This is a genomic window from Motilimonas sp. 1_MG-2023, assembly GCF_030547455.1.
GTDB lineage: Bacteria > Pseudomonadota > Gammaproteobacteria > Enterobacterales > CBDFNC01 > Motilimonas.
Genome location: NZ_JAUOPX010000001.1, coordinates 43,769 through 58,972 on the forward strand (window position 1 = coordinate 43,769; position 15,204 = coordinate 58,972).

The window sequence follows — 15,204 nt, forward strand, 5'->3', positions numbered from 1 at the left end:
GAAAAGTAAATAAGCCTCGCTTTTGCGAGGCTTATTATTTCAAGTAAAGCTGATACTAGCTCAACAATACTTACTGCTTCGCCAATATATCCAGCGCCAGCGCTTCAGCCACTTTAATGCCATCTATCCCTGACGATAAAATACCGCCAGCATAGCCTGCGCCTTCGCCGGTGGGGTAAAGGCCTTTGATGTTGATGCTTTGATAATCTTTACCGCGCTTAATGCAAATGGGTGATGAGGTGCGGGTTTCCACGCCGGTTAACAGGCCATCGGCATTGGCAAAGCCTTTAATCTTTTTATCAAAGGCGGGCATGGCTTCACGCACGGCTTCAATCACGTAATCGGGTAACACGCCTTTAAAGCTGGTTAGGGTAATGCCGGGGGTGTAAGACGGGGTGATGTCACCTAATTCACTAGAATCTTTACCAGCCAGTAAATCACCGACTAACTGCGCGGGGGCATTGTAGTTACTGCCGCCCGCTACATACGCTTTTTGCTCTAAATCGCGCTGAAATTCAATGCCTGCTAGTGGGTGACCGGGGAAGTCTTTTTCTGGATCAACGCCGACCACAATCGCACTGTTAGCGTTGCGCTCATTACGTGAATATTGACTCATGCCGTTGGTGACCACGCGGCCCGGCTCTGACGATGACGCAACCACAGTGCCGCCCGGACACATACAAAAACTGTACACAGTGCGACCATTTTTACAGTGATGCACTAGCTTGTAATCCGCTGCGCCTAAAATTGGATTGCCAGCATTAGGGCCAAAGCGGCATTCATCAATCATTGACTGCTTGTGTTCAACGCGAAAGCCGACTGAGAAGGGTTTAGGCTCAATGTAAACGCCTTTGTCGTGCAGCATATAAAAGGTATCGCGAGCACTGTGACCGACCGCTAACACCACATGGCGGCTATCAATGCGTTCACCGTCTGCGAGGGTTATGCCGGTAATTTGCTCGCCGTCTAAATGAATGTCATCCACGCGGGCGCTAAAGCGAATTTCACCGCCAAGGGCAATAATTTCAGCGCGCATTTTTTCAATCATGGTCACCAGTTTAAAGGTACCGATATGCGGTTTGCTAACGTACATGATTTCTTCTGGCGCGCCAGCGGCAACAAATTCGGTAAGTACCTTGCGGCCATAGTGATTAGGATCTTTCACTTGGCTATAAAGCTTGCCATCGGAGAAAGTGCCTGCGCCGCCTTCACCAAATTGCACGTTTGATTCTGGGTTCAGTGTGCGCTTGCGCCAAAAACCAAAGGTGTCTTTGGTGCGTTCGCGCACTTCTTTGCCACGCTCTAAAATAATCGGGTTAAACCCCATTTGCGCTAATACTAAGCCGGCAAATAAACCACTGGGGCCAAAGCCAATCACCACTGGGCGTTCGGTCAAGTTGGATGGAGCCTTGGCAACAAACTTGTAGCTGGTATCAGGTGCCATTTTAACGTGGGGGTCGTTTTTAAATTGCGCCAGCAGCTCGGCTTCGTTGTCCACTTCAATATCTAAGGTGTAAACCAGAAAGATGTTGGTTTTTTTACGCGCGTCATAGCCACGTTTAAACATATGAAAAGAATGTAATTGATCAGCGCTAATATTCAGCTTAGTAACGATGGCAGCAGGTAAGGCTGCTTCATCATGATCAAGAGGCAGTTTTATTTCTGTTAAACGTAGCATAGGGATACTCAGGTTTTGGTTGGTGTCTTAGCGTTTGACTTACATCAGCGGCTCACAATGGCGCGTATTTTACGTTAAGCAGGGCGAGGTGTCAGGCCATTTGTTGCTTGTTTTTTAACACCAGTTAAGTATGATCCCGCCACGAATTTTTGGGCGTACTTGAAACGCGATAAAGGATATGAACATGGCGTTTGTTGTTACCGAGAACTGCATTAAATGTAAATACACTGACTGTGTTGCTGTGTGCCCTGCCGATGCGTTTTACGAAGGCCCAAATTTTTTAGCCATTAGCCCAATTGACTGTATTGATTGTGGTTTATGTGAGCCGGAATGCCCAGCTAACGCCATCGTGCAGGAAGATGATTTAACCCCCGAACAGCAAGATTTTCTGGCCCTTAATGAAGAGTTAGCGCTGACTTGGCCCAACATTTCCGAAGTAAAAGACGCGCCAGCCGATGCAGATGAGTGGAACGGTGTTGCCGACAAGCTGCAATATCTTGAGACCTAAGCTGCTTTTTTGCACGATCTGTTAACCCCTATTCCCACCTCGAAGGTTGATACTCCTCATATGCATGACTCAGTCGAATTTATTAGGCTAACTGTACTTTTATCTATTTTTTATCAATAATACAGTTATGTATATACTTAATTGATGAGCGGTTAATAGTCGCTTTCTGACAACTTTAATTGCGTATATTTAGTTAAATTGTCTCGTCAAAGTCGTGCAGGCTCGGCTTTGGCGAGGAACAAGGAAGTGACAATGAACAGTGGCTTGAATAAGATCCTCCTGCCTCTATTGCTATGTGCATTTTGTCAACCTAGCATGGCTAAAAAAGTCTATAAATGGGTTGATGAGCAGGGAGTTACTCATTATAGCGATAACACGCCTGCCTCCGCCATGAGCGACACCCACAATGTTAATCAGGTCTCGGTTACCGAAGATTTACCCGCTGGAAACTATCGTGGAGTGGCGAAAAAGCCAACCTATACCAGCCTAAGTAACAACTCGGATTCGAGTGCGAAAAAAGAACGAGGCAAAGATCCTGCCACTCAATGCTACAGCGCCATTAAAAACCTAGGTGCAGGTTTAAAAGCGATCAAAAAAGAAGCAAAAGAAAAACAGCTTGCTCGTGGTATGAAAGAGCATGAGTTTGAAGCGCAATATAGCAAAGCCATGAAAGCCGTATCGTCTCCGGGTATACAATCAAGTTGTCTTGAGCATTATACGTCTGGTAAAAGTCGCGATATTGATTGTTTGGCCAATCTAAACTATCCGGAAGAATTTGTTTTTTGTATGTATGCCAGACAATTAACAGGTATGTCGGGGTATTAACATATGACCGAGTCGGCATTTTTGGCCAGCTTTAAATCAGGTAGAGTATTGCGCTGGCTGGCATGGGGATTTTTGTTGTTAGGTGTACTAAACTGCATCAGTTCGGTTTACATGACCGCTATAGAGCGAGCACCAGCATGGCCTTTATTATCTATTTTGATTGGCATTTGTTTGTTAACCATCAGTCAGAGGTTGATTGAAAAGCATGCACCATGAATATCTATTAACGTGTCGTGGTGAAATAGCCAAAGGTTTAGAGCGGGGCGAAGTAAAGTTTGCGTTAGTTGATGAGTTAAAAATCAGTGAAAGCAAAGCCGATAAGCTAGTGTCAGGGAATAAAGTTGTATTGCAGCGCGCCCTTGAGCTGGAAAAGCTACAAGCTAGCCAACAAAAGTTACGTCAACTTGGTCTGCTCACTGAAGTGACCTTCGCGCCTAATGGGGGTTTACTTAGTCCTTTTATGCGCGATAAAAATAGCCTTGAAGATACGGTACTGAAAAAGGTTTTTCAGGCGGAACTGAATTTTGAACATGCTAGTTTTAAACGATTTATTTTTAACCGCGCGGCCAGTTTTCAAATATCCCCAGTCACCTTGTCTAGCGCAACCGAACGAATATTTCATCGTAAAACAGCGGGCTTTAGTGAAGCGGCTGGTGCGCTGCTGGCGATGGTGTCGGGCTACTTTGTAATGCAACATGGCTTAAAAACCCAGTTTATGACGACCTTGCCCCATGGCTTAGCGACCGCTTTGGGAGTTTTTTGTTTGTTTGGCTTAATGTTATTTATCAATGCGCTACTCAGTGCTAACCAAGTCTATAGCGCTAAGTTGCCTGCACGTTTGTGGTGTCGCAGTTTGTTTTTTCATTCACCTTTGCAACTTGCTTATCAAGTTTATGACGAGCATGGCGATGTGCTTGGTCAAATACGTCATTTACGCGGCGCTAAAATTTGGTGCTTTTATGATGACTCTGGGGTGGAGTTATACCGCTGTGAGTATGAATGGGGCACCGAAGAAAAGGCGGGAAATCTAGCCACAGAAATGCGCGATGATTTAATGGATTTTGACTATTTTGATCACCTCGCGGGCATTGGCAAGAAAATGCTCGGCTGGTTCGGTTTACGCATCAATCAAGACACTGATAGCAATGCTGCATGGGTCACCCGCAATATGGACGGCGATAAGTTAGGTAGCTGGTCTCTCGACGGTGAGGCCGTGAAGATACAAGCTGGCTGCCATAACCAAAACGAGTTAAATATTGTGCTGTTATTGCAATTACTGATGGCAGGTAAAAACGCATGAGTTTGTTTAATAATGATCAATATTGTGTCCTTGCCAGCGGTGAATGTTTAGCTGGTTTTACAACTGAAGATGTGGCGAGTAATTTAACTCAGCAATGGCAACTCAGTGAGTCAGAATGCGAAGCTTGGCTTAGCCAACGGCAAGTGTTTTATCGTCAAGGTTTGTCGCAGCAAGATGCCGAAATATTACAACGTACACTCACTGACACAGGTTTAAAGGCGCAAGTCATCTCGCAGCAAGAAGTAGATGTACCGCCCGAGCCAGCGAATCAAGACGGCTTAAAAGCACAGCGCTTTTTGTCTCTTGCCACCACCTTGTTAATCATCGGCTATGTGGTGGATAACACCTTACTAGGTGCGTTTTTACCGGGAATGGAAAACCTCGATTTTGGCGTTTTACCTTATCTCGCCAGCGTGTTAGTGATGTGTAAGGGGTTGTACCACTTTGTAAAGCTGAAAGGGTATAGTGGTTATTTAGCCATGCTTGGTTTTGCTGGACTACTTGGTCTAGCTTTGGCTTTGTTCTTACCTAATCGTGAAAACCCATTGCAGCGTAGACTGCTGCAATCGTCCACCTTATTTGCCCTGTTCTGTTTTATCTTTGGTGGTATCGGGCTGTATAGCCAAGTGGGTAATTACTTACATCAAAGTGAGTACGTTGAAATCAGTCGGCATTTGCAAGATGGGCGTAATGAATACCCCAGTATGCAACAAGATCTGAGCCTGACTTTGTATGAACAAGAATGGCGGCAGCTGAACCAGTTTATTGATGAGGGACTGAGCTATATCGCTGATGAAGATCTGCGGCCTAATTACCAAGCCAGTATGATCTCGGCAATTGGTGAAGAAGTGGACAGCTTTTTTATCTGGATTAACTACCAACAATATTTAGCCGCTCAGCAGTCGACTCAGCAAGCTTCATTTGTGCTGCCAGATAAGCAAATTGCGCAGTGGAAGCAGCAAGTGTTTGACAAGCTTTGGGCGTTTCGCAGTGGTTATCAAGTGGGTGACCAAGTACTTACCAGTTTGAATAAATATTTAGGCCAAGGCATCGTGCGTTATGAAGACGCAGAATCAGCCAATGCCGTAGGCCATTACATCGGTAAACTCTATCAAGCCCTGCAAATGGCGCGCCTAACTTATATTTCAAAAAATATGAAAGTGGGTGAAGAAGAGCCGTTTTGGCTGGTTGATTTAACTAAACTTCCAGTAAGCGCCGCGTTACCAAGTTATGTAACCAGCAAGGCTGATAAAGACACGGTGACGTTCACCTTTATTGATGGCCCATTGGTTGGCAAGCCGCCTGTGGTGATCGCGGTGATGAGTCAATACACGCCGGCCACAAAGTGGCGCAGAGCGTCAACTCGGTACACTTTTCGACAAATCTCCCCCGAGTTTCCAAACCATTTGCTTATTTCCTTTGGTCTAAGAACACTCGATAAGCAAATTAGCAATCAGTTTGAAAAGTCCATTAGGCGAAACTAGCTCATTATACCCAATCAACCTGGAGATGCTTGAAACATGCATCTTCAAGTTGATTGGGTATAAACGTGGGGCAAGTGAGCTCACTTGTCCCATATTCATCTCTTTGCCCATGTCCCTAATCGGTTTGCTGTAAAACTGAATTGATTCGATAGTGATGGCTATAGGAAACGCGATTTTTATGTTTTTGTGATTATTTAACCCCGTTTCTGCAGCTGTGCGTTATAACTCCACGCCGACTCGATCAGTCAGATAATTTTCTGCAGTGGCGATTGGGACGTAATCGAGCCGTAGTGTTTATTTATGACAAGCAAAGGAACCGTTATGTTAAAAACCTTAGGTGTGATCACCGCTTCATTATTGGCAACATCTGTCTATGCCAAGCAAGTTCAAGTACCATTTAGTGGCAGTTTTGCTGATGGCCAGCCAGTGCAGGGCATGGTGTCATACGACGACCAATCCCAACTCAATTTCTCTGATCAATACACCCATCAATATGTCGATACTTCAAACAGTAGCTTTATTGAAGTGACTTTAGATGGTCAAACTTATCGTGCTGATGCTTCGATGTATACGCCATTTCAGTTGCATTTATATCATGGCATGGGCGATGGGCGCAGAGACCTAGTGATCCAATCACAAGCCCCGTTAATGAGTGCTAACGGCCAGAATATTGGAGCCATGGATATCATTATGTCTGATGCCGATGGCGCGCAGTTTGGCTCGTCGCTGCCTTCAAGTATTAATTTACAACCTGTAGTTGGGCCTAATCGTTTTAGCTCCGGTAACGACTGGGCTGATCTTCATTTCCCATCGCGCAATCCAAATAATGTCGCCGAACTGAGTCAAGTTGGTGGTGATGCTGTTGGTGATGTAGACAAAGTGAGTTATGCCTTTGAAGCCGTGGTGGAATTTGCTAATCAATCGCCTTTTACCGAGCATCAACTGGCCAAGGGGACGCTTTCATGGGAAACGGACTTGGCTAAGGTGTCCACGGGTGAAACCGATGCAGACTATGAAGATCGCACGCCAGAATTAACGCTAACCGTGGGTGACTATACCTACACAGTCGATCCACAGTTAGAGGGTGATGTTTTAAGAGTTGGCGCTCATACCGATGGCCAAGGAAAGTTAAGGGGTTATCATTTTGCTTACCATTATCCGCTATTGGGGCAAGATAAGTTTGGTAATCCTGCGCCCGTTATTCAATATTTTGTACTTGATGTTTATATGCCAAATCCAACCATCACAGGCGATTTATCCGTGCCAACAAGTTTGCCCTCACTGCAAACTCCCGACATTGATGTGCGCATTCACACCATGGCGGGTGGCTTAAAGGTGGTGAGCTTAACCCATCAGTCTGCTTATGCTGGCCCTGAGCCTAAGGTGCTTATCAATACGATGTTGGACACACCTGACACTAATTTAATCGTGCCAGCCAAAGGTGGCAAAATCACCTTTATGCGTGATGTGTATTTTATTGAGCCGCCAACCTATTCTATGCCCGTTGAACTATTCTTTATTCGTTATGGTGAAAACATCACTTGGCCAAATGGCTTTGTGTATAACAAAACTGGCTCGAAAAAAGTGGACCTATTTAAAGACGGTATTTATGGTCCAACCAGCTTCTACGTGCCAAAACATTGGCCAGCGGGAGTGTACAGCTACAACTTATACACCTATGAAGTTGCCACTGGTGCCGTTGTCACAAAAACGGTGCAGTTTACTAAGTTAAACTAACCTTGATACAAGGCGATAGGTAATGATAAAGGCCAGTATTTATTGGCCTTTTTCATCACAACATCATTAGATGGCCTGATAAAGGCAGCCATGAAGCCCTAGATACCAGTTTTGGTGCACTCAAGACAAGGCTTGGGTGGTCGAGCGCAAGCCAAGTGGGAAACGTTGAAGCCAGTGCCGTACGATATTGGCGTCAGCGCTAGGCCTTTTGAAAGGAATATTGAAGATGAAAAAAATGATAGCCTGTTATATGGGCGAAATTAATAGCGAACGTTATTCTGACTTTTTTGCTATGTACAAGGCCACAACGTTTGATTTTATTGATTCATATAATAGTGAACAAGGCAAAAGGGTGGGCAACGTTGATAAAAACTTAATCGATATCAAGCTCGATAATGAGCGTTATTTAACTTGGTTTAACCGCATTGAAAATAAGTCTGCTTCATTTCAATTGCCAGAAAATGTGGTCGGGCAAATTGTTGTGTCAACAAAGTATATTATTTTTTCCTATCAAGAAGATACGGAACGTTTTTTTATTTACAACCTCGCCTCTCGGGAGCAGGTGGCTGAAATTAAATGCGGTAATGTATTTTTTTCTTTTGCCAATGAGCAGTTTTGTATTGCAGAGCGTGATGACGATAAATCGCTAATGAAAATTGACCTGTTAACAGGCGCTGTATTATGGCAAGCGGATGTCGGCAGTTTTACCTTTAGGACCTTTTCTGAAAAATCGAATTGTATTATCACGGAACACAAAAAAAGCTGGGTAGCATTAGACGTGAATACCGGTAAGGAAGTCACTCGGCTTGAGTTAACGGACACATTAGGCCCTGATTTTTTTTCAAACTATATTCACACTTTTTCTGAGGCTGGGCATCATTGGCTCTGGAATATCGATACGCTGGAGCTTGTGGAATTTGATGTCGCGCCCTATTCCTCATCTTATCGTTACCGACACTTGTTGTTTGACAATGCAACTAAACTCCTTGTTTTTGAAGAGCTGGAAAAAGGTTGCAACGGCTGGGTTTATTTATATGAGGTGCCCAGTGGCAAAGCGCTGGGGAAGGCGCGCTTACTCGATCGATCCCTTGCTTATACTCATAGTTGGACTTACTTAAATGGTCGAATTTATTGTCGCGCACGGACTCATGCAGAGTTTAGCGCCAGACTATTAAGTTTTGCATTAAGTGAGCTGGATGGCACGGAATTAACAGTAACGGAGGAAGAGCAAAATGTGGTGCAAACCCATCATCATTTATTGAAGTCCAGTTACGATATTCAACTCTCATTCCCATTACCGACTCGCTTTGATACCGCGTTGCGCCACTTAACTGAGCGCCTTTGGGCCATATTAGATGCTTGGCATGAGAAGCAAGAGCGACGAGAAGATAGGCGTTTTAGCAATAAGCTCACTTTAAATTTAACTGGACTCGAGCTTAATGACGAGCAAAGAGCGATTATTGACAAAATGATTACCTACTTTGTAGCTTGCTTTAAAGTGCGCGATGCGCCCGAGTATCAACCGGAAAAGCAGCTTTATACTTTTAAGTTGAAAAGAGGCGGTAATCGTTGGAGCTAGCAGCCTAAGTGATGACAACGCAATTTAATGGGTTATCAAGGATGAAAAACAGATGACATTAGCACAACTCGACACCAGTTTCTGGCTCACCAAAGACAAGGCTTGGGTAGCCGAGCGTAAAGCCAAGTGGCAGGATATCGAGCCGGGCATCGCGCTGCGCAGGAACAAGGGCGAAACCAATATGGCTAAGGCCTATTATTTACGTGGCAAGCAGCCCAACTGGGAAAAATTAAAAGCCAGTGATAAATCGCCGCGGCCGCTGGATTTAATGATGTTTTTATGGCTGCATCCCAGTGATGATCCTGAGGTGTTAACCCCCTTATTTAAAGCCTATATGGAATCTGATCAGGTCCATGAGCTGGATATATTGATAGGGTTAAGGTTTATGTCAACGGAATTTATTCGCCATACATGGAATACCAAACCACTGCATGAATATCAATTTCCTTATTTAGGTAACAAGAATGTAACTCTGTTTCGCATTATGTTTGCCGATCCCTTGTACGTTAAAAATAGGTTGCAGCAGGTCATCGCAGCGGGGCGCGCTGATGTCAGGGAGCGCAAGCTGGCCGAAGCCAACCAAGATATTTTCGGTATGCTAGGGTATGAGCACTTTTTATTTTTTAGTAATTGGTTACTGCAAGACTTAACATCGATATTTTGTCGCGATTGTTTATATCAATACCTTGATGTGTTGGATTGGTGTATGACAACCCTTAATTACGATACTGATTTTATTGCAAGAATCCAACATCCATCAGCATTAGCGTCATATCACAAAGCCCTTTATCGTATTGTTCATTTTGACTTGGAGCAAGAAGGCGACACGCCGCGCGCCAATGCCGTGCGCTATTTACGCGAGCTAATTGAGCAGGGTGACTTCTTGCCTGAATTTAAGCAAATATGGCAGCAAGTAAAAGCTGGCGAAGTGGAAGTGGAAAAGCCATGGCAGCGATTTTGATGATCCTTTGGATGGCATAAGCGGCCAACCGAGCACCTCGCACAAAAAAGAACAACGGGGTCAGGTCTTGCAATGTGCAGACTTTGCACAATGCAAGACCTGACCCCATCATGTTTGGATATTGAAAATCATGAATGAAACGGATTTTTTAAGAGCATTAAAAAGTGTTAAAGCCTTGCGACTGGTCGCTTCATTATTGCTACCTTAACCCGCCTTTAAGTTCATCAACTCTTGCTGCGTTGCGCGCCAAGTCAAATTATTCTAATTTCGCAATGTAGGTAAAAATAGAAATCATCTAATATTGATGATGTTAGATAACCAGTATCTTGAAGTTGCTTGGGTATATACAAGTTGAAGCAAGGCCAGAATAGGTAAGTTGGCTTGTGAGCCGCAAAAGTTGCGAAAATAACAACCTAAGTAAAGGAGTGATATATGGATCCGGAATTAGTGGCGCTGCAGCAGAAGCTAGCGCAGTTAAATGATGCGAGCTTAATCAGGTTGATGGACTCGTTCAAAGTGGCTTTTGATCCTTGCGAGTGGGATGACGAGGAAGAATACGAGGCAGAGCTGGCGGATGAGTTACCCGTTTATCAAATGATGGTTGATATTGCAGTGCAACGAGGCATGAAAGAGGGGCTGCATCAGCAAGCATTTTTTCATGCCAAAGCGTTTGACCAAACAAACGATCCCGCAGACCGGGCGCAAGCCATCGAGTTGCTCAAAAAGGCGGTAGAGGCTGGCTGTGGCGGCGCTGCAATTGACCTTGGCGGCGAAATTCGTTTCGATCTGAATGTCGATATCGTTGATCTTCTCGCCTACTCTTGTTTACCCGGTGGCGATGTAGCAGAGCAGGCAATTTATTTTCCCGACCAAGCAACTCCAGAAGTGATTGCACAAGCGAATGCGAAACTTAAGGCGCTACGCGACAAGGGCGTTGAGCTCGATTACGAGTGTCACTGCATTTTTGACTAGCCCAGCTTGGCTTAATCCCTTTAAGGAAAGCGTTAATGGATTTACAACAACTTGACACCCGCTTCTGGCTCACCAAAGATAAGGCTTGGGTGGCCGAGCGCAAAGCCAAGTGGCAAGATATCGAGCCGGGCATAGCACTGCGCAGGAACAAGGGCGATACCAATATGGCTAAGGCCTATTATTTACGTGGCAAGCAGCCCAATTGGGAAAAATTAAAAGCCAGTGATAAATCGCCGCGGCCGCTGGATTTAATGATGTTTTTATGGCTGCATCCCAGTGATGATCCCGAGGTGTTAACCCCCTTATTTAAAGCTTATATGGAATCTGAACAAGTCCATGAGCTGGATATATTGATAGGGTTAAGGTTTATTGTTAGTGAGTTTATCGATCATACCGGTACGACCAAATCATTACATGAATACCAGTTCCCTTATCTAGGTGAAAAAAATATAACCCTGTTTCGCATTATGTTTGCCGAACCCTTGTACGTTAAAAATAGGTTGCAGCAGGTTATCACAGCGGGGCGCGCCGATGTCAGGGAGCGCAAGCTGGCCAAAGCCGAGCAAGATATCTTTGGTATGCTAGGTTATACACATTTTGGTTTTTTTGGTGCTTGGCTGATACAAGATTCTACGTCGATATTTTGTCGCGACTGTTTATATCAATACCCCGATGTGTTGGATTGGTGCATGACAACCCTAAAATATGATAATGAATTTTCAAAAGACATCTTGCATCCATCTGTATTAGAGGAGTTTCACAAAGCCCTTTATCGCATTGCTCATTTTGACTTAGAGCAAGAAGGCGACACCCCTCGCGCCAATGCCGTGCGTTATTTACGCGAGTTAATTGAGCAGGGCGACTTCTTGCCTGAATTTAAACAACTATGGCAGCAAGTCAAAGCAGGTGAAGTGGCAGTAGAAAAGCCATGGCAGCGGTTTTGACCGTAAGCTTTGAAAAAATTTGTATATTAATCAATACAGTTGCTTATTTTCGAGCCGTTGTTTGATCTTGTTGTGAGGCTCCAGCAATGCTAGCTCATATGAGGAAATCGCTAAAGTTTGTTTGGCAATTGAATATTTTGAAATAATTGTGCTAGTTGTCCAGTCTCAGCTAACTCTTTTAAAAGTTGGTTAATTTCACCAATATCAGGCTTAATGCCACGGCGAAGAATGATGGTGTGATTATATTCTTGGTCCATTTTATCAGATACTAATATGCGCTCACGATGTTGCGGGTGGTTAGCAAAGTATTGCGCCAAAAAGGCCTTGGAAACCACGGCTATGTCGCCGCGATTTCCCGAGAGTATCATTAATATACTGCCTAAGTTGCTGCGGGTTAGCTGCATATTAAAGGTCTGTTTTAAGTAATCAGCATCGGCGTTATAGTCAGCAAAAGCGTAATGGTAACCTTCAACGCCAACCATGGTTTTATTTTTAAAGTCACTAAAGTAACTTTGGTCTCGGCCCTCTTTCATCTCGGCAATATAGACTTCGCCTCCCTGTAAATAGACATTGGACGCATCTACCGGTAAGTCTTGCCAGCCCCAATGCAGGCTGTCAAACATCGACATATCATAACGGCCTAGCTTAAAAAGTTGGATCCGAGTGGCAGGGATCACTTTTACTCCTTTGAACAAGTATTTATCTTGCTGTGCATTCATTAAGTCAATCATATCAACGGCTAGGCCACTAAGGTGGCTGCCACGCGCTTCAATAAAAGGAGGAAAATGAGCTAAGCCAACTAACACGACTTGCTTCGCCATACTGACGGAGCTAAATAGAAGCAATAGCGAAGTGATTAGCTTAGTGACTATTTTATACACTCGTCGAGGTCCTTGACGTGTTGTTAACTATCTAATCTATCATAACAGAAGTCTTATCTGAGCATTATAGTCAACCAGTTGTATATAGACCTAAGTCAACTAAAGATGTTTATTTCAGCAGACTGAGCAAGGTTACTGGCATCGTATTGTGGAGCAAATGTTTGAATAATAGGGATATCAAATTTAATAGGTATAAGAAGCCTGACCAAGTAAACCTTCCAGCAATGCTTATCTTGTTCGATTAACCAGCCTTAAGCCCGAGCTGGCTTTGCTCTCTTATCAACAAGACATGACCTCTACCAAACTCTACCGCTGTTCGTTCTTTAAGTACTAGATAAGGTTAAGTCTTTTCATTTTTAGTCCCACTGCGCATAATCCGCGCAGGACAATTAAATGAGGTTTCAGGATGAAACAATTAACGTATGTTGGCGCATTAGGTAGCATGTTGTTGCTTAGCGCTTGTGGCGGTGGTGGCGGTAGTAGCCACAATGATGGTCAATCGGTGAGCCCAGATGCGGTTCATGTTTATGAGAAGAAACAACTGGCGATCACCCCTGATAACGTGGTGACCGTGGCGTCGGTGATTTTTGAGTTGGAAAACTTTGCTCGCACGCCACTGGATATGCTTAATCAACCTTATACCCCGCCTAAAATTACCTTACCCAATTTGGCGCGCACTCAGGAATTGAATGTGTCACCGCAGTTTAAAGGGGACTTTGTGTTTGATGCGGTTGATCAAGCACTCACTAGCTGCATCAATGGCGATACCTATCAAAACCAACCCACTTATGCGGTACATCAAGAAAAACATAGCTTAGTGGACGGTACGGTAGATAACTCACAGCAGGCGGTGTTGTCTTATTGGTTTGCGGCTAACCATTGCTCGCGTGCTACCGGAGATGTGAATAACCCTGGTGAGGCGCAGTTAAGTGGTGCTATTTGGTTTACGGCACAATGGGTGAAAGATCGCGATGGTAACCTTGCTAATTTTAATGGCGTGGTTAAAACCGTGCCGGCGGCGCAATCACCACAAAATATTCAAGTGCCAGAAGTGTACCCCGATCTTTACATTAATTACGGTGAGCGTAACGAAGTTAGGTTCGACAAGGTTGAAACCAACATGGGGATCTCTGGTGACCAATTTAGCTTAACCTATAAAAACGTTAAGCTTTATAGCGAGTTTGAAGGCGTTGGTGGCAGTTTAGAGGTGAATACCTTAAGCCCCATTTTATTATCCGATCGCTACGTACCTCATCAGTATGCTAGCGGTAAAGTGAGTATCGCCGCCGATCAGAACACGCAGTTGGTGCTGACCTTATACCCTGACTATATCGAAGTGTTAAGTACCTACAATAATGGTGAAACAGCAAATCACCAGTTTACTTATCAGCAATTGCTGGACGCCCAAGTCAATTAAATTGATGCCTTGAGTTTTAGGTGCGCCAGTCAGGCTCCTGACTGGCATTTGTTGTTTTCAGCCCTCAACCACCTTCTTCAGTAGCTGGTTATCACTACTGCATAAGCCGCCCTTGTTCGCGTGCTAGTTTGAGTACGTTAGGGTTAACTTGATCTTGATACTTCACTAACTCACGGCGTAAGCCGATAAATGTGTTAAATACACTGTCGATAGATAGTTTATTTACCAGCCACTTTGGCAGTGCGCCGCCGGGATCGGCAAAAGCAAGGTATTCAATATGAGTGGTGCCGTTGTTGAGCCGTTGTAGTGTCCACATCCCGCTGACCTTAGTGATGCGAATGTAACCTGCTTGCTTAGGCAGGGTATTTGACGCATCTGATATTTGTAACTTAAAGGCTCCTTGGTCAAAGAAGTAACGTGAGTAGGTGACCATGTCGCGATCCTTCGCTGGCCAGGGGGCTTTAAATATGGTGTGCACCTTGTTTTCCGTTGGGCTTATTTGCGCTAGCACGCGAATACGTGTGACACTTTCAAGCCAATTTGGCACGTGTTGAGTATCTTCCAGCAAGTTGAGAAAGGCAGAGTAGCTGGTGGGGGTAAACATTTGTGCGCGGATCTCAACTAAGCCGTCGCTATGTTTGCGTGAATACAAGGTAATGTCTTGTTCTGATTTAACTAGCTGCCAACTCCCTTGGGGAGTAGCTAGCGTGATACACGAAAACAACAGGGCCAATAAAGCGCAATATTTAAGCAATCAAAGCTCCTTAGTCATGACTTGGCTATTAGTTGGTTTTGTTGTGGCGAGTCTTTTTCGCTATGCCCTGCGATTATACGGCGTGATGCACAGATTAGTTTCATTTCTTTTGTGGGAATAAAGGCTTGCCAGACAGTGCAAGTTAGTGGGCTAACTTGCACTGA

Annotated in this window: 14 protein-coding genes; 11 read left to right on the forward strand and 3 right to left on the reverse strand. The window is 44.5% G+C overall.

The annotated features are described in order from the left end of the window. Window positions 1–70: 70 nt before the first annotated feature. Window positions 71–1,678: an NAD(P)/FAD-dependent oxidoreductase gene (locus Q4519_RS00185; protein ID WP_232800015.1), complete on the reverse strand. Its 1,608-nt coding sequence runs from the start codon at window positions 1,676–1,678 to the stop codon at window positions 71–73. Between the two features lie 184 nt (window positions 1,679–1,862). On the opposite strand from Q4519_RS00185, the gene fdxA reads away from it, so the two are divergent. The 10 genes from fdxA (at window position 1,863) to Q4519_RS00235 (ending at window position 11,988) form a co-directional block, all read left to right on the forward strand. After that, window positions 1,863–2,186, forward strand: a complete 324-nt coding sequence (gene fdxA / locus Q4519_RS00190; protein WP_303508223.1) for a ferredoxin FdxA — start codon at window positions 1,863–1,865, stop codon at window positions 2,184–2,186. Between the two features lie 252 nt (window positions 2,187–2,438). Beyond that, entirely contained in the window at window positions 2,439–3,011 is a 573-nt protein-coding gene (locus tag Q4519_RS00195; RefSeq protein WP_303508226.1) for a DUF4124 domain-containing protein, read from the forward strand. Window positions 3,012–3,014: 3 nt separating this feature from the next. After that, entirely contained in the window at window positions 3,015–3,227 is a 213-nt protein-coding gene (locus Q4519_RS00200; protein ID WP_303508229.1) for a hypothetical protein, read from the forward strand. Continuing rightward, window positions 3,217–4,311: a hypothetical protein gene (locus Q4519_RS00205; RefSeq protein WP_303508232.1), complete on the forward strand. Its 1,095-nt coding sequence runs from the start codon at window positions 3,217–3,219 to the stop codon at window positions 4,309–4,311. The genes Q4519_RS00200 and Q4519_RS00205 overlap by 11 nt, the downstream gene beginning before the upstream one ends. Continuing rightward, on the forward strand, window positions 4,308–5,795 hold the full coding sequence (locus Q4519_RS00210; RefSeq protein WP_303508236.1) for a hypothetical protein: 1,488 nt from the start codon (window positions 4,308–4,310) through the stop codon (window positions 5,793–5,795). Before Q4519_RS00205 ends, Q4519_RS00210 begins: the two co-directional genes overlap by 4 nt. A gap of 321 nt (window positions 5,796–6,116) precedes the next feature. Next, entirely contained in the window at window positions 6,117–7,532 is a 1,416-nt protein-coding gene (locus tag Q4519_RS00215; protein WP_303508238.1) for a hypothetical protein, read from the forward strand. 226 nt (window positions 7,533–7,758) lie between these two features. Further along, complete coding sequence (locus Q4519_RS00220) at window positions 7,759–9,111, forward strand: hypothetical protein (protein WP_303508241.1); 1,353 nt, start codon at window positions 7,759–7,761, stop codon at window positions 9,109–9,111. 52 nt (window positions 9,112–9,163) lie between these two features. Then, entirely contained in the window at window positions 9,164–10,072 is a 909-nt protein-coding gene (locus Q4519_RS00225; RefSeq protein ID WP_303508243.1) for a hypothetical protein, read from the forward strand. A 432-nt stretch (window positions 10,073–10,504) separates the two neighbouring features. Beyond that, window positions 10,505–11,044 (forward strand): hypothetical protein, encoded by a 540-nt coding sequence (locus Q4519_RS00230; RefSeq protein WP_303508245.1) that lies wholly within the window; start codon window positions 10,505–10,507, stop codon window positions 11,042–11,044. A gap of 35 nt (window positions 11,045–11,079) precedes the next feature. Then, window positions 11,080–11,988, forward strand: a complete 909-nt coding sequence (locus Q4519_RS00235) for a hypothetical protein (protein WP_303508247.1) — start codon at window positions 11,080–11,082, stop codon at window positions 11,986–11,988. Window positions 11,989–12,098: 110 nt separating this feature from the next. Here the strand turns inward: Q4519_RS00235 and Q4519_RS00240 are convergent, their stop codons facing one another. Continuing rightward, window positions 12,099–12,869 carry a transporter substrate-binding domain-containing protein gene (locus tag Q4519_RS00240; protein ID WP_303508250.1) on the reverse strand — a complete coding sequence of 257 codons (771 nt, stop codon included), beginning with the start codon at window positions 12,867–12,869 and terminating at the stop codon, window positions 12,099–12,101. A gap of 406 nt (window positions 12,870–13,275) precedes the next feature. On the opposite strand from Q4519_RS00240, the gene Q4519_RS00245 reads away from it, so the two are divergent. Continuing rightward, on the forward strand, window positions 13,276–14,286 hold the full coding sequence (locus tag Q4519_RS00245) for a hypothetical protein (RefSeq protein WP_303508253.1): 1,011 nt from the start codon (window positions 13,276–13,278) through the stop codon (window positions 14,284–14,286). Window positions 14,287–14,380: 94 nt separating this feature from the next. Here the strand turns inward: Q4519_RS00245 and Q4519_RS00250 are convergent, their stop codons facing one another. Continuing rightward, window positions 14,381–15,040 carry an START domain-containing protein gene (locus Q4519_RS00250; RefSeq protein WP_303508256.1) on the reverse strand — a complete coding sequence of 220 codons (660 nt, stop codon included), beginning with the start codon at window positions 15,038–15,040 and terminating at the stop codon, window positions 14,381–14,383. Window positions 15,041–15,204: the final 164 nt, after the last annotated feature.

Excerpts from the sequence above, each read along its gene's own strand:
- Q4519_RS00185 (WP_232800015.1), bottom strand. The coding sequence starts at position 1,678 with ATGCTACGTTTAACAGAAATAAAACTGCCTCTTGATCATGATGAAGCA.
- fdxA (WP_303508223.1), top strand. The coding sequence starts at position 1,863 with ATGGCGTTTGTTGTTACCGAGAACTGCATTAAATGTAAATACACTGAC.
- Q4519_RS00195 (WP_303508226.1), top strand. The coding sequence starts at position 2,439 with ATGAACAGTGGCTTGAATAAGATCCTCCTGCCTCTATTGCTATGTGCA.
- Q4519_RS00200 (WP_303508229.1), top strand. The coding sequence starts at position 3,015 with ATGACCGAGTCGGCATTTTTGGCCAGCTTTAAATCAGGTAGAGTATTG.
- Q4519_RS00205 (WP_303508232.1), top strand. The coding sequence starts at position 3,217 with ATGCACCATGAATATCTATTAACGTGTCGTGGTGAAATAGCCAAAGGT.
- Q4519_RS00210 (WP_303508236.1), top strand. The coding sequence starts at position 4,308 with ATGAGTTTGTTTAATAATGATCAATATTGTGTCCTTGCCAGCGGTGAA.
- Q4519_RS00215 (WP_303508238.1), top strand. The coding sequence starts at position 6,117 with ATGTTAAAAACCTTAGGTGTGATCACCGCTTCATTATTGGCAACATCT.
- Q4519_RS00220 (WP_303508241.1), top strand. The coding sequence starts at position 7,759 with ATGAAAAAAATGATAGCCTGTTATATGGGCGAAATTAATAGCGAACGT.
- Q4519_RS00225 (WP_303508243.1), top strand. The coding sequence starts at position 9,164 with ATGACATTAGCACAACTCGACACCAGTTTCTGGCTCACCAAAGACAAG.
- Q4519_RS00230 (WP_303508245.1), top strand. The coding sequence starts at position 10,505 with ATGGATCCGGAATTAGTGGCGCTGCAGCAGAAGCTAGCGCAGTTAAAT.
- Q4519_RS00235 (WP_303508247.1), top strand. The coding sequence starts at position 11,080 with ATGGATTTACAACAACTTGACACCCGCTTCTGGCTCACCAAAGATAAG.
- Q4519_RS00245 (WP_303508253.1), top strand. The coding sequence starts at position 13,276 with ATGAAACAATTAACGTATGTTGGCGCATTAGGTAGCATGTTGTTGCTT.